This window comes from Pseudomonas sp. BE134 (assembly GCF_031456105.1).
Lineage (GTDB): Bacteria > Pseudomonadota > Gammaproteobacteria > Pseudomonadales > Pseudomonadaceae > Aquipseudomonas.
The window spans coordinates 40,415-54,305 of the sequence record NZ_JAVDUA010000018.1 but is presented as its reverse complement, the minus strand read 5'-3'; the positions used below and the strand labels follow the sequence as shown (position 1 = coordinate 54,305).

Here is a 13,891-nt window from a genome sequence, read left to right as displayed (position 1 = left end):
CGAAGGGGCCGGTTCAGGCAGCGAAGATCTCAGGTGAACTCGAACGTATCGGCATCCAGGTTCGCTGGAAAGCGTGTCCGATAAGCCTGAAGATCTGCAGCGTTCAAAACGACCTGAAACACGCCATCGGCTTCGCCCGCACTGAGCAAGGTCTCGCCTTGAAAATCCAGCACCTGACTGTCGCCGGTATACGCGAAACCTTTGCCGTCAGTACCAATGCGATTCACTGCCGCCACGTAGCAAAGGTTTTCAATCGCCCGCGCTGGCAGCAAGCGGTTCCAGTGCTGACGCCGTGCCCCTGGCCAGTTGGCAGTGTACAGCAGCAAATCGGTGTCCTGAGCATCGCGGCTCCAGACCGGGAAGCGCAGGTCGTAGCAAATCAGCGGACGCACTCGCCAGCCCTTGAGCTCGAACTGCACCTGACGCTCGCCCGGCGTGAAGTGGTTATGCTCGCCCGCCATGCGGAACAAATGCCGCTTGTCGTAGTGCCACACCTCCCCTTCCGGACGCGCCCACAGCAGGCGATTGCGATGACTGCCGTCGGAGGCCTGGACGATGATGCTGCCGGTGATCACCGCGTCGAGCTTCGCCGCCTGAACACGCAACCACTTGCTGGTCGGACCGTTTTCCGCCTCGGCCAACGTTTGCGATTCCATGGAGAAACCGGTGGTGAACATCTCCGGCAGGATGATCAGGTCCGCACCACGAGCCTGCTCCAGCAATTGTTCGAAATGCTCCAGGTTAGCCTTGCGGTCGTGCCAGGCCAAACTGGTCTGGATCAGCGCAACATTCAGATTGGGCAGTGCACTCAGATCACGCATAGTTTTGCCGCTGCTTCACGCAGGGTCTCCTCACGTTTGGCGAAGCACAAGCGCACCAGGCGCTGGCCTGCGGGTGGGGTCTGGTAGAACACCGAGATCGGGATGCTCGCCACCCCATGTTCGCGGGTCATCCACAGCGCCATCTCGACGTCATTGAGGTCCGGGCGGATCTGCGAGTAATCGACCAACTGGAAATAAGTGCCGGTGACCCGGGTGAAACTGAAGCGCGACGGCGTCAGCAGATCGCAGAACAGATCCCGCTTGGCTTGATAGAAACCGGGCAGTTCCTCAACGTGTTCCGGATGCTCGGCCATGAAGTCGGCCAACGCATATTGCAGCGGTGTGACGCCGCAGAAACTGACGTATTGGTGAACCTTGCGCAACTCGGCGGTGAGGGCCGGCGGTGCGACCACGTAGCCGGTTTTCCAGCCCGTGACGTGGTAAGTCTTGCCGAAGGAACTGACCACGAAAGCGCGCGGATACAGCTCTTCGTGATTCAACACACTGACGTGAGGCACGCCGTCGAACACCAGGTGTTCGTAGACTTCGTCGCTGACCAGATAGATATCGCGACCACGAATCAAGTCCGCCAACTGATCCAGCTCTGCACGGCTGATCAACGCGCCACTCGGGTTATGCGGTGAGTTGAGAACGATCATCCGCGTGCGCGGCGTGATGGCCTCGGCCAGTTTCTCGAAGTCGATGGAGAAATCATTCAACCCGAGCTGCACATGAACGCAACGTCCACCGGCCAGTTCCACCGACGGTTCATAACTGTCGTAGCAGGGGTCGAACACGATGACTTCGTCGCCGCTGTGGATAACCGCCTGAATCGCGCAGAAAATTGCCTGGGTGGCACCGGGAGTGATGGTCACTTCGTGGTCGGCATCGACATTGACGCCATAGCTGCGAGCGATTTTCGCCGCCACTTGCTGGCGCAACGCAGGCAGGCCAGTCATTGGCGAATACTGGTTATGGCCATTGGCGATGTGCCGGCCAACCGCATCGCACAGAGCCTGCGGGGCATCGAAGTCAGGGAAACCCTGGGAAAGGTTGATCGCCCCGGTTTGCGCCGCGAGCTGAGACATCTGAGTGAAGATAGTGATGCCGACATTCGGCAGCTTACTGGTGATCATCGGTAGCCCCTTGCAGGTGAGCAGCAAGTTTCAAGCGACAAGCTGCAAGCGGTCAAGTCTCAAACCTTCAGGCACAAAAAAGGGCCCCGCAGAGGACCCTTTTCGTTTTTACTTGACGCTTGCAGCTTGAAACTTAAAGCTGCGTTTATCTTTTATCGCGGCGCTTTTTGTCGGCCTTTTTGTGGTGCGACATCATGCGGCGCTTCTTGTTGACCTGACGGTCTGTCAGCGTGGTCTTGTTGCCTTCGTACGGGTTCTCGCCGCCCTTGAACTCAATGCGAATCGGCGTACCGACCAGCTTCAAGACACGACGGTAAGTGTTTTCCAGGTAACGAACGTAAGACTTCGGCACCTTCTCGATCTGGTTACCGTGAATCACGATGATCGGCGGGTTCGCGCCACCCAAGTGGGCATAACGCAGCTTGATCCGGCGGTTGTTGACCATCGGTGGCGCGTGCTCACCGACCGCATCTTCCAGAATCTGGGTCAGGCGGTTGGTTGGCCAACGGGTCACGGCGGACTTGAACGAGTTCTGTACCGAGGCGTAGAGGTTGCCCACGCCAGTACCATGCAGAGCAGAGATGAAGTGGATGTCGGCGTAGTCAACGAAGAACAGTCGACGTTGCAGCTCGACCTTCACGAAGTCGCGCTCGCTCGGCGTCATGCCGTCCCACTTGTTGATCGCGATCACTAGCGCACGACCCGACTCAATGGCGAAGCCCAGCAGGTTGAGGTCGTGATCCACCACACCTTCACGGGCGTCCATCACAAAGATCACCACGTTGGCGTCTTTGATCGCTTGCAGGGTTTTGACCACGGAGAACTTTTCAACTTCTTCGTGGATCTTGCCGCGCTTGCGCACACCGGCGGTGTCGATCAGCGTGTACTTCTCGTCGTTACGCTCGAACGGGATGTAGATACTGTCGCGGGTCGTACCCGGCTGGTCGTACACAATGACCCGGTCTTCACCAAGCATGCGGTTGACCAGGGTCGACTTGCCGACGTTCGGGCGACCGATGATGGCGATCTTGATACCGTCTTTTTCGCTTGGGCCAGGAATGCGCTTGGCTTCCTCACCTTCGGCAACGATTTCTTCTTCGCCGTCTTCCGGCTCTTCGTCATCTTTCGGGAAATCGCTCAGGGCGATTTCCAGCATCTGGGTGATGCCACGACCATGAGCACCGGCGATAGGGATCGCGTGGCCCATGCCCAACGGAGCGAATTCCGCGCGGGCCATTTCAGGGTCGATGTTGTCGACCTTGTTGGCAACCACGTAAGAACGCTTGTTACGTTTGCGCAAATGCTCGGCGATCATCTGGTCGGCGGCGGTGAAGCCAGCCTTGGCGTCTACCAGGAACAGAACGACATCCGCTTCTTCAATGGCCAGCAGCGACTGCTCGGCCATTTTTTCGTCCATACCGTGCTCGTCACCGGAGATACCACCGGTGTCGACCAGAATGTAGGAACGCCCTTGCCACTTGGCCTCACCGTATTGGCGATCACGGGTCAGACCGGACAAGTCGCCGACGATGGCGTCGCGAGTCCTGGTCAGGCGGTTGAACAAGGTGGACTTGCCGACGTTCGGTCGGCCCACCAGGGCGATTACGGGAACCATGCGGCTCTCCACTTCGTTATTTCAGAAAATACAAAAGCCGCTGCGAGGCAGCGGCTGGTGCTCGGGGCAACGCTTGAGGGCGCTGCGAACCCCGTGGTTACGGGGTTGCCTGGGGTTAAACCCCAAGCATAGTCAAACCTTTACTTTATGGTCAGGGCTTCCAGTTTGCCGCTGTTGCCATATACATAAATCGTGTCACCCACCACCAGCGGACGTGCACGCAGGCCGTCGCTGTCGATGCGCTCGCGGCCGACGAAACGACCGTCCACCTGACTCAGCAGGTGCAGGTAGCCTTCCATATCGCCGACTGCAACGTAGCTGGAGAACACTTCCGGGGCCGACAGTTGACGGCGAGCCAGCGAATCGTTGCTCCACAACGCGGTGGTGGAACGCTCGTCGACGCCTTCAACGGTGCCCGAAGCCAGGCTCACGTAAACGTTGCCAAAACCCTGGGAGAGGCCAGCATAGCTGGAAGCATCACGCTGCCAGAGCTGACGACCGCTTTCCAGGTCCAGCGCCGCAAGACGGCCCTGATAGCTGGTGACGTACAGCGTACCGCCGGACAGCAGCAAACCGCCGTCGATATCGACCACACGTTCCAGCTCCGAACGACCCTGAGGGATCGCTACACGTTGTTCCCACACCGGCACGCCGTTGGAGACATTGAGAGCGACCACTTTACCGGTCGACAGGCCTGCTACCGCCAAACGGTTGGTCACAATCGGTGCACTGGTGCCGCGCAGCGTCAGGACCGCAGGTGTGCTGTCATACAACCAGCGCTGGTTACCGGTCGCAGCATCCAGGCCGATCAGACGATCGTCCTGAGTCTGAACGACGACCACGTCACCGTTGGTGGCCGGCGGCGCGAGAACTTCACTGTTCACGCGAGCGCGCCATTTCTCTTCACCGTTGATCGCGTCCAAGGCAACGACTTCGCCCTGCAGCGTACCGATCATGACCAGACCGTAACCCACGCCAACGGCACCGGAAACAGGAAGGTCGAGATCTTTCTTCCATTTGACGTCGCCATTGCTGCGATCCATCGCAATCACCACGCCAGTGACGTCGCCAGCATAGATGGTTTCGCCATCAATCGCCGGTACCAGCATGTTGTAGGATTTGCCCTGACCGTCACCGATCGAACGACTCCACTGCTTTTGCAGAACCACTTCTTCTTTGAAGTCGACCAGCTCGGCAGGTGGCAATTCCTTTTTGCTGTTGCTGCTGCAACCCGCGGCCAAAATGGCCAGGGCCAGCAATGCTGCATGTTTCCAACGAATCACGTCACGCATCCCCTTTCGCCAGATCGTCCAGCTTGATTTGCAGGCCACCGACCGCCGCTTCATCCGACAGGGCGGCCTTGGCTTTTTGATACGCCTTGTTCGCGTCGTCGGTACGACCCAACTGCACCAGCAGGTCACCTTTGAGTTCTTCGCGAGTGGCCAGGAATGCTTTGTCGGTATCGCCTTCGAGCAGTTTCAGGGCTTCTTCGGCCTTGTCCTGCGCAGCCAGTACCTGCGCCAGGCGCTGACGGGCAATTTCGCCCAGCGCCGGGTTGGAAGGTTTGGCGACAATGGCTTTCAGCTCGGTGGCGGCGTCATCCAGCTTGCCGCTGTCGACCGCGACTTTCGCCACGAACAGGCTGCCGTACTGCGCGTAGGCGCTGCCGCCGAACTCGCTGTTGAGCTTGCCGGCCAGGTCGGCAACACGGGCAGCGTCAGGCTTGCCGTCAGGCGTCAGCGTGGTTTCGAGCAATTGCTGATAGAGCACCGAGGCGCCTTGCGACTGATTGCTCTGATACTTGTGAAAGGCTTGCCAGCCGAACACGATGACCAGCGCCAACAGGCCGCCAGTGACCAAGGGCTTGCCGTTGCGTGACCACCAGTCCTTCAAATCCGCCAGATGTTCGTCTTCGGTACTCGACACCCCAATACTCCTTAATCGCTAAATCGGCTGTTTGACAGCTTCAACCCTGCACGACGCAGGTGGCCAGGTGTGCAGCAAGCGCATCCCAGGCAATACTTTGTTGTTCGCCCTGGCCACGCAGGGGTTTGAAACCTACCACTTGCTGGGCCATTTCATCGTCACCGAGGATCAGCGCATACAGCGCACCGCTCTTGTCGGCCTTCTTGAACTGGCTTTTGAAGCTGCCGGCGCCGGCATTCACTTGCAGGCGCAGGTTGGGTAATTGGTCACGGACACGTTCACTCAGGGCCAGGCCCGCCAGCTCCGCCGCTTCACCGAAGGCGCAGAGGTAGACGTCGACCTGACGGGAGATTTCTTCCGGGATCTGCTCCAGGGTTTCAAGCAACAGCACCAAGCGCTCGATACCCATGGCGAAACCAACACCGCAGGTCGGCTTGCCGCCCATCTGCTCGACCAGACCGTCGTAACGACCACCGGCACATACGGTGCCCTGGGCGCCCAACTTGTCGGTGACCCATTCGAAAACGGTCTTGCTGTAGTAATCCAGCCCGCGAACCAGCTTCGGGTTGATCACATAAGGAATGCCGGCGGCGTCCAGACGAGCCTTCAGGCCCTCGAAGTGCACGCGGGATTCATCATCCAGGTAGTCGGCCATTTTCGGCGCGTCCACGAGGATGGCTTGCGTGTCGGCGTTCTTGGTATCCAGAACCCGCAGCGGATTGGTCTTCAGACGGCGCTGGCTGTCTTCATCCAGCTTGTCCAGATGCGCGGACAGGAACTCGACCAGCGCTTCACGATAGCGACCGCGCGACTCGGCGGTGCCCAGGCTGTTGAGTTCGAGCTTGACCGCATCGCGGATGCCCAGCTCGCCCCACAGGCGCCAGGTTAGTACGATCAGCTCGGCGTCGATGTCCGGACCGTCGAGGTTGAACACCTCGACACCGATCTGGTGGAACTGGCGATAACGGCCTTTCTGTGGACGCTCGTGACGGAACATCGGACCGATGTACCAGAGTTTCTGCACCTGGCCACCGCCGGTGATGCCGTGCTCAAGCACCGCACGCACGCAGGCAGCCGTGCCCTCAGGACGCAAGGTCAGGGAGTCGCCGTTGCGGTCGTCGAAGGTGTACATCTCTTTTTCGACGATGTCGGTCACTTCACCGATGGAGCGTTTGAACAGCTCGGTGAACTCGACGATCGGCATGCGGATCTGCTTGTAACCGTAGTTATCCAGCAGACGCGAAACAGTGCCCTCGAAATGACGCCACAGGGGAGTCTGTTCGGGCAGGATGTCGTTCATGCCACGAATGGCTTGCAGAGACTTGCTCACAATAAATCCTTAAATTCGTTCGGCTCTTTAGTCAGGCTCAGCCACGCGCAATAACGGCAGCGTCGGCTTCGACCTTTTCGGCCGCTTTCTGGCGGATCAAGCGTTCAAGCTCATCCACCAGATTGTCATTCGTCAGTTTCTGCGACGGCTTGCCGTCGATGTAAATCAGGTTTGGCGTACCGCCGGTCAAGCCGATATGGGCTTCCTTGGCTTCACCCGGCCCGTTGACCACGCACCCGATGACCGCGACATCCAGCGGCACCAGCAGGTCTTCGAGGCGCCCTTCCAGTTCGTTCATGGTCTTGACCACATCGAAGTTCTGCCGCGAGCAGCTCGGGCAGGCGATGAAGTTGATGCCACGGGAACGCAGATGCAGGGACTTGAGAATGTCGTAGCCGACTTTCACTTCCTCGACCGGGTCAGCCGCCAACGAGATGCGAATAGTATCGCCAATCCCTTCGGCGAGCAGCATACCGAGGCCCACGGCGGATTTCACTGTGCCTGAACGTAAACCACCCGCTTCGGTGATACCCAGGTGCAGCGGCTGGACGATTTCCTTGGCCAGCAGGCGATAGGCTTCGACGGCCATGAACACGTCGGAGGCCTTCACGCTGACCTTGAAGTCCTGGAAATTCAGGCGTTCGAGGTGCTCGACGTGACGCAGTGCAGATTCGACCAGCGCAGCCGGGGTGGGCTCGCCGTACTTCTTTTGCAGGTCTTTTTCCAGGGAGCCGGCGTTGACGCCGATGCGGATCGGAATCCCGCGATCACGGGCGGCATCGACCACCGCGCGGACACGGTCTTCGCGCCCGATATTACCTGGGTTAATCCGCAGGCAGTCAACACCCAGCTCGGCGACGCGCAACGCGATCCGGTAGTCGAAATGGATGTCCGCCACCAAGGGCACTTTGACTAGTTGCTTGATCTTGCCAAAGGCTTCGGCGGCATCCATGTCCGGCACGGAAATGCGCACGATATCGACGCCTGCGGCTTCCAGACGATTGATCTGGGCCACGGTGGCGGCCACGTCATTGGTGTCGCTGTTGGTCATGCTCTGCACAGCGATAGGCGCATCGCCGCCAACAGGCACGTTACCGACCCAGATCTTGCGGGATTCGCGACGTTTGATTGGAGATTCGCCGTGCATGACTTATTGACCCAACTTCAGGCGAGCAGTCTCGCCACTGGTGAACGGAGCGACATCAACCGCCTGACCGTTGTAGCTGACCTGCGCGCCACGGGCGAAGCCCAGACGCACAGAAAACGGTGGTTTGCCGCTGACGGAAACGCTGTCGCCTTTACGTTTGAGACCACTCAACAGCACCTTTCCGGCGCCATCGGTCACTTGCGTCCAGCAGTCAGCGGTGAACTTCAGCTGAACCTGGCCTTGGCCGGCGACAGGGGCCGCCGTTACTGGAGCAGGAGCAGTCGGTGCAACCGGAGCGGTCACCACCGGTGCCGGAGTAGCCGGAACAACCGGAGCCGGTGTGGCGGGTGCTGCCACAACTGGAGCAACGTTGTGCGTCGGGGTAACCGGCGTCGGGGTTGTCGGTGTTACATCTGGTGCAGTGGCTTCAGCTACAGCCGGCGTTTCGGAGGAGGTTTCAGCTTGCGGCAGAGCCAGCGGGGTAGCGCCTTCAGTCTGACCTTGCGCGACGGCCTGATCTTCCGGCTCATCCAGCGGATGGATCTGGGTGGTCCCGTCGGCGCCCTCCACTTCAACGTGTTCCGGGCTCAGACTGATAAAATCCTTGGTGCGCAGCGAAGTTTGATCCTGCCACCAGACAAAACCGCCGCCAATCACGGCGATCAGCAACAACAGGCTGACAATACGCAAAATAGTATGGGAAACCCGCACCGGCTCTTCGATACGACCCAGGCTGTGCACGCTGCTGCCGTGGGAATCGGTGCCCGTCGATTGATCGAACTGCTGGACAAGAACGGCCTGGTCCATGCCCAGCAATTTGGCGTACGCACGGATATAGCCGCGAGCAAAGGTATGCCCTGGCAGCTTGTCGAAGGCGCCGGCTTCCAGATTGCTCAAGGAGGTGACAGTGAGGTTGAGCTTGAGGGCCACTTCGGCCAGCGACCAGCCATTGCTTTCACGGGCCTGGCGCAAAGTCTCACCGGGGTTAACGCGATTCGCTGCTACAACTTCGGGATGCGCCGCTTTCATCATTGCTCCGACAGGTATTGCTGATATTCCGGCGTACCGGGATAGAGTCGTTTTAGTTGCAGGCCCGCACTGGCGGCCTTGTCGCGATCATCAAACACTGTTGCCAGCCGAACGCCGAGCAATAGACTACGTGCATTTTGCTCGGCCAGCAGGCTAAAACGATCGTAATAGTCACGCGCGGGCACATAATGCCTGTCTTCGAAGGACAACTCAGCCATTTCGAGCAATGCACGTGGCTGTTGGCGATTCAAACGCAGGGCTTTTTCCAGTTGCTGCTGCGCGAGATCACGCTCACCCAGCTTTGATGCGGTCATGCCCAGGTTCTCGAATACTCGCGAACGCTCAGGATACAGCGTATCGGCGGCGGCCTGTTCAAAGCGCTCGTACGCCTCTTTGTAACGTTTTTCTTCGAACAGAAAACTGCCGTAGTTGTTCAGGATGCGCGCATCGTTGGGGCGGGAGGACAGCGCCTTGCGAAAATGCTGGTCTGCCAGTCCAGGCTCCATTTCAGCCTGAAACACCAGCCCTAATGCCGCATTGGCATCCGGGTCCGAGCCATCCAGCTCCAACGCCTTTTTCAGTGGGACTTTTGCGCGCTCGGTCATGCCTTGTTGCAAATAACCCAAGCCCAGTTGCACGTAGGCAACACGCGCCTCATCGCGGCCCTTGCTGGTCTTCATCGGGTTGAAATCGCCCGACAGGACACAACCAGCACACAGGCTGGCCCACAGCAAAAGCAGCGCGAAGCGCAGGGACATAGAGATCCTCTCTTGAATTATTTCGCGGCGTTTTGCGCCATATCGTTTTCGGCGCTCAACTCGCGCACGGCGATATAACGTTCGCTGCGACGGGTGCGATCCAGCACCTGCCCTACCAATTGGCCACACGCGGCATCGATGTCTTCACCGCGGGTGGTGCGTACGGTGACGTTGAAGCCTGCATGGTGAAGCTGATCCTGAAACCGGCGAATCGCGTTGTTGCTCGGGCGCTCGTAACCGGAATGCGGGAACGGGTTGAACGGAATCAGGTTGATCTTGCACGGGATGTTCTTGAGCAACTCGATCATCTCAACGGCATGTTCAACCTTGTCGTTGATGTCCTTGAGCAAGGTGTACTCAATGGTCAGCACGCGCTTTTCGCCCAGGGACGACATGTAGCGCTGGCACGATTCAAGCAGCATCTTAAGCGGATACTTCTTGTTGATCGGCACCAATTGGTTACGCAATGCGTCATTCGGGGCGTGCAGGGACAACGCCAGCGAGACGTCGATGTGCTTGGACAGCTCATCGATCATCGGCACCACGCCGGAGGTCGACAGGGTCACTCGGCGCTTGGAAATGCCGTAGCCCAGGTCGTCCATCATCAGATGCATGGCTGCGACAACGTTGTCAAAGTTCAGCAGTGGCTCGCCCATGCCCATCATCACCACGTTGGTGATGGCACGGTCGGCGGTCGCCGGTATGCTGCCGAACGATTTATTGGCAATCCACACCTGACCGATGACTTCGGCGGCGGTGAGGTTACTGTTGAAACCTTGCTTGCCGGTGGAGCAGAAACTGCAATCCAGGGCACAGCCTGCCTGGGACGAAACGCACAACGTGCCGCGTTTGCCCTGAGGAATGTACACGGTCTCGACGCAGCTGCCGGACGCCACGCGCACCACCCACTTACGGGTGCCGTCGGTGGAAATGTCCTCGCTGACCACTTCAGGACCGCGAACTTCGGCAATAGCCTTGAGCTTGTCGCGCAAGGCCTTGCTGACGTTCGTCATGGCGTCAAAATCATCGACGCCAAGGTGGTGAATCCATTTCATTACCTGACCGGCACGGAAACGCTTCTCCCCGATTGAGTCGAAGAATTTTTCCATTTCCTGTTGAGTCAGACCCAGCAGGTTGGTTTTTACAGTCGATGTAGTCATGGATTCACCTTCACTCTTAAGCAATGCTTAGCGAGTGGTTACTTCAGTAGCTGCGAAGAAGTACGAGATTTCGCGAGCAGCAGCGGCTTCGGAGTCCGAACCGTGTACAGCGTTGGCATCGATGGAATCAGCGAAGTCAGCGCGGATGGTGCCGGCAGCAGCTTCTTTAGGGTTGGTAGCGCCCATCAGCTCACGGTTCAGAGCGATAGCGTTTTCGCCTTCCAGAACCTGAACAACAACCGGGCCGGAGATCATGAAAGCAACCAGGTCGCCGAAGAAACCACGAGCGCTGTGCTCAGCGTAGAAGCCTTCAGCTTCAGCTTTGGACAGTTGCTTCAGTTTCGAAGCTACAACGCGCAGGCCTGCTTTTTCGAAACGAGTGGTGATCTCGCCGATGACGTTTTTTGCAACAGCGTCAGGCTTGATGATAGAGAAAGTACGTTGAACAGCCATGGTGTAACTCCAGAAACGGTAATTTGTGAAAAATTAAACCCGCGAATTATACGCGGGTTATTGGGTATTGCCTAACTGCGTACGGCGCAGACTCAGTCTGCTTCTTCGATCCAGGCGGCCTGAATGGCTTCAAGCACCTTCTCGCCACCGCGGGTCGGATCATCACTGAACTCGGGCAATGCCAGCACCCATTGGTGCAGATCGACGAAGTTCACATAACGCGGATCCACTTCCGGCCTGGACTCAGCCAGCTGGATCGCGATTTCAAGCACATCAACCCATTTCAGACTCATGTCGCTTCCTTGAATCAGTGCGGCGCTTCTGCCGCATGGTTGAGCGAATATTTCGGAATTTCAACCGTCAGGTCTTCAGTCCCGACGATTGCCTGACAGCCTAGACGCGATTGCGCTTCCAGCCCCCAGGCCTTATCAAGAAAGTCTTCTTCCAGCTCATCAGCCTCTTCCAGCGAATCGAAACCTTCGCGGATGATGCAGTGACAGGTGGTGCAAGCGCAGACGCCGCCACAGGCACTTTCCATCTCGATATGGTGCTCATGCGCCAGTTCGAGGATGGAAGTACCGGTCGCAGCCTCAACAACCATGCCTTCCGGGCAAAACTTCTCGTGTGGCAGAAAAATGACCTGCGGCATCGTTATTCCTCAATCTCATTCAGGTTGCGCCCCGCCAGCGCGGCTTTCACCGTCGAGTCCAGGCGGCGGGCAGCAAAGGCATCGGTCACTTGCGACAGACGTTTGGTCTGCTGCTCGATGGCGTAACCATCAGTACCTTTCATCAGTTCGGTCAGTTCCTGCATCTGCAATTCGATGACCATGCGCTCTTCGGCGTCGAGCAAGCGCTCGCCATCGACATCGAGGGCGCCCTGCACCGCTTCGATCAGGCGCTGGGCATCGACCTGCTGCTCACGCAACACCCGAGCGACCTTGTCGTCGTTGGCGTGCTGGAACGAGTCTTTGAGCATCTTGGCAATTTCACCATCCGTCAGACCGTAAGACGGCTTGACCTGGATACTGGCCTCAATGCCCGAGCCCAGCTCGCGGGCAGAAACACTGAGCAGACCGTCAGCATCGACCTGAAAGGTCACGCGGATCTTCGCCGCACCGGCCACCATCGCCGGAATGCCGCGCAATTCAAAGCGCGCCAGGGATCGGCAGTCGCTGATCAGCTCGCGCTCACCCTGCAACACGTGGATCGCCATGGCCGACTGGCCATCTTTGTAAGTCGTAAAGTCCTGGGCACGAGCGACGGGGATGGTGGTGTTACGCGGAATCACCTTCTCCATCAGGCCGCCCATGGTTTCCAGCCCCAGGGACAACGGAATCACGTCGAGCAACAGCAGCTCATCGCCATCGCGCTTGTTGCCAGCCAGCGTATCAGCCTGGATCGCGGCACCGATGGCCACCACTTGATCCGGATCGATTTCGGTCAGTGGCTGACGACCAAAAGCCTCGGCGACGGCTTCGCGAACGCGAGGTACGCGAGTCGAACCACCGACCATGACCACTGCATGCACTTCTTCTAGCTCGATACCGGAATCACGCACTGCGCGGCGACAGGCTTTCAGGCTGCGAGCGACCATCGGCTCGATCAACGCGTCGAACGCTTCGCGGGTCATCTCGGCTTTCCAGTCGCCATGAGCCACTTCGACCGACGAGGCATTGGTCAGCGCTTCTTTGGCCGCACAGGCCGTTTGCAGCAGTTGACGCTGTGTGCCCGGATCGAGGTTGGCGGACAAACCGGCGCTCTCGATGATCCAACCAGCAATCGCGTGATCGAAGTCATCGCCGCCCAGCGCGCTGTCGCCGCCGGTAGCCAGGACCTCAAACACGCCGCCCGTCAGGCGCAGAATCGAAATATCGAAGGTGCCGCCGCCCAGGTCATAAATGGCAACCAGGCCTTCAGCATGCTGATCCAGACCATAAGCCACCGCCGCCGCAGTCGGCTCATTGAGCAGACGCAGGACGTTCAGACCAGCCAGTTTAGCCGCGTCCTTGGTGGCTTGACGCTGCGCATCATCGAAATAGGCCGGAACGGTGATAACCGCGCCGACCAGCTCACCACCCAACGTCGCTTCGGCGCGCTGACGCAGCACTTTCAGGATATCGGCGGAGACTTCGACCGGGCTTTTCGGCCCCTGAATGGTGTCAATGAACGGCATGTGCGATTCGCCGCCGACAAAGCGGTACGGCAGTTGATCGCCCAATTGCTTGACGTCGGACAGACCACGACCCATCAAGCGCTTGACCGACAGCACCGTGTTCAACGGATCGGTCGCGGCAGCCAGCTTGGCTGACTCGCCGACTTCGACGCGATCGGCGTGATAGCGCACGGCAGACGGCAGGATAACCCGCCCGTCAGAATCGGCCAGAGGCTCGGAAAGACCACTGCGCAACGCAGCGACCAGCGAATTGGTAGTGCCCAAGTCGATCCCCACAGCCAGACGACGCTGGTGCGGTTGAGGACTTTGGCCGGGTTCGGCGATCTGCAGTAGGGCCATTG

Annotated in this window: 14 protein-coding genes; all 14 read right to left on the bottom strand. The window is 58.8% G+C overall.

The genetic code is table 11. The annotated features are described in order from the left end of the window. Window positions 1–29 precede the first annotated feature (29 nt). The 14 genes from J2Y56_RS16315 to hscA all read right to left on the bottom strand — a co-directional run bounded on the left by J2Y56_RS16315 (window position 30) and on the right by hscA (window position 13,889). Window positions 30–821, bottom strand: coding sequence for an amidohydrolase (locus tag J2Y56_RS16315; RefSeq protein WP_310351378.1), 792 nt, complete (start codon window positions 819–821; stop codon window positions 30–32). Further along, entirely contained in the window at window positions 809–1,957 is a 1,149-nt protein-coding gene (locus J2Y56_RS16310) for a pyridoxal phosphate-dependent aminotransferase (protein WP_310351375.1), read from the bottom strand. The genes J2Y56_RS16315 and J2Y56_RS16310 overlap by 13 nt, the downstream gene beginning before the upstream one ends. A gap of 145 nt (window positions 1,958–2,102) precedes the next feature. Then, window positions 2,103–3,572 (bottom strand): ribosome biogenesis GTPase Der, encoded by a 1,470-nt coding sequence (gene der, locus J2Y56_RS16305; protein WP_007944255.1) that lies wholly within the window; start codon window positions 3,570–3,572, stop codon window positions 2,103–2,105. A 140-nt stretch (window positions 3,573–3,712) separates the two neighbouring features. Next, window positions 3,713–4,864, bottom strand: coding sequence for an outer membrane protein assembly factor BamB (bamB, locus tag J2Y56_RS16300; RefSeq protein WP_033048969.1), 1,152 nt, complete (start codon window positions 4,862–4,864; stop codon window positions 3,713–3,715). Continuing rightward, entirely contained in the window at window positions 4,857–5,498 is a 642-nt protein-coding gene (locus tag J2Y56_RS16295; protein WP_007944257.1) for a tetratricopeptide repeat protein, read from the bottom strand. Before J2Y56_RS16295 ends, bamB begins: the two co-directional genes overlap by 8 nt. 40 nt (window positions 5,499–5,538) lie before the next feature. Further along, a complete protein-coding gene (gene hisS, locus J2Y56_RS16290; protein WP_007944258.1) occupies window positions 5,539–6,828 on the bottom strand; it encodes a histidine--tRNA ligase in 1,290 nt (429 codons plus the stop codon). A 37-nt stretch (window positions 6,829–6,865) separates the two neighbouring features. Beyond that, window positions 6,866–7,975 (bottom strand): flavodoxin-dependent (E)-4-hydroxy-3-methylbut-2-enyl-diphosphate synthase, encoded by a 1,110-nt coding sequence (gene ispG, locus J2Y56_RS16285; protein ID WP_007944259.1) that lies wholly within the window; start codon window positions 7,973–7,975, stop codon window positions 6,866–6,868. A gap of 3 nt (window positions 7,976–7,978) precedes the next feature. Next, a complete protein-coding gene (locus tag J2Y56_RS16280; RefSeq protein ID WP_310351371.1) occupies window positions 7,979–9,004 on the bottom strand; it encodes a helix-turn-helix domain-containing protein in 1,026 nt (341 codons plus the stop codon). Continuing rightward, window positions 9,004–9,762, bottom strand: coding sequence for a type IV pilus biogenesis/stability protein PilW (gene pilW / locus J2Y56_RS16275; RefSeq protein ID WP_007948171.1), 759 nt, complete (start codon window positions 9,760–9,762; stop codon window positions 9,004–9,006). The genes J2Y56_RS16280 and pilW overlap by 1 nt, the downstream gene beginning before the upstream one ends. 17 nt (window positions 9,763–9,779) lie before the next feature. Next, window positions 9,780–10,922 carry a 23S rRNA (adenine(2503)-C(2))-methyltransferase RlmN gene (gene rlmN, locus J2Y56_RS16270; protein WP_007948172.1) on the bottom strand — a complete coding sequence of 381 codons (1,143 nt, stop codon included), beginning with the start codon at window positions 10,920–10,922 and terminating at the stop codon, window positions 9,780–9,782. 27 nt (window positions 10,923–10,949) lie between these two features. After that, window positions 10,950–11,375 carry a nucleoside-diphosphate kinase gene (gene ndk, locus J2Y56_RS16265; RefSeq protein WP_007916882.1) on the bottom strand — a complete coding sequence of 142 codons (426 nt, stop codon included), beginning with the start codon at window positions 11,373–11,375 and terminating at the stop codon, window positions 10,950–10,952. A gap of 92 nt (window positions 11,376–11,467) precedes the next feature. Continuing rightward, window positions 11,468–11,668, bottom strand: coding sequence for a Fe-S cluster assembly protein IscX (gene iscX / locus J2Y56_RS16260; protein WP_007903597.1), 201 nt, complete (start codon window positions 11,666–11,668; stop codon window positions 11,468–11,470). A gap of 14 nt (window positions 11,669–11,682) precedes the next feature. Next, complete coding sequence (fdx, locus tag J2Y56_RS16255) at window positions 11,683–12,024, bottom strand: ISC system 2Fe-2S type ferredoxin (protein ID WP_150780356.1); 342 nt, start codon at window positions 12,022–12,024, stop codon at window positions 11,683–11,685. A 2-nt stretch (window positions 12,025–12,026) separates the two neighbouring features. Further along, complete coding sequence (hscA, locus tag J2Y56_RS16250; protein WP_007948174.1) at window positions 12,027–13,889, bottom strand: Fe-S protein assembly chaperone HscA; 1,863 nt, start codon at window positions 13,887–13,889, stop codon at window positions 12,027–12,029. Window positions 13,890–13,891: the final 2 nt, after the last annotated feature.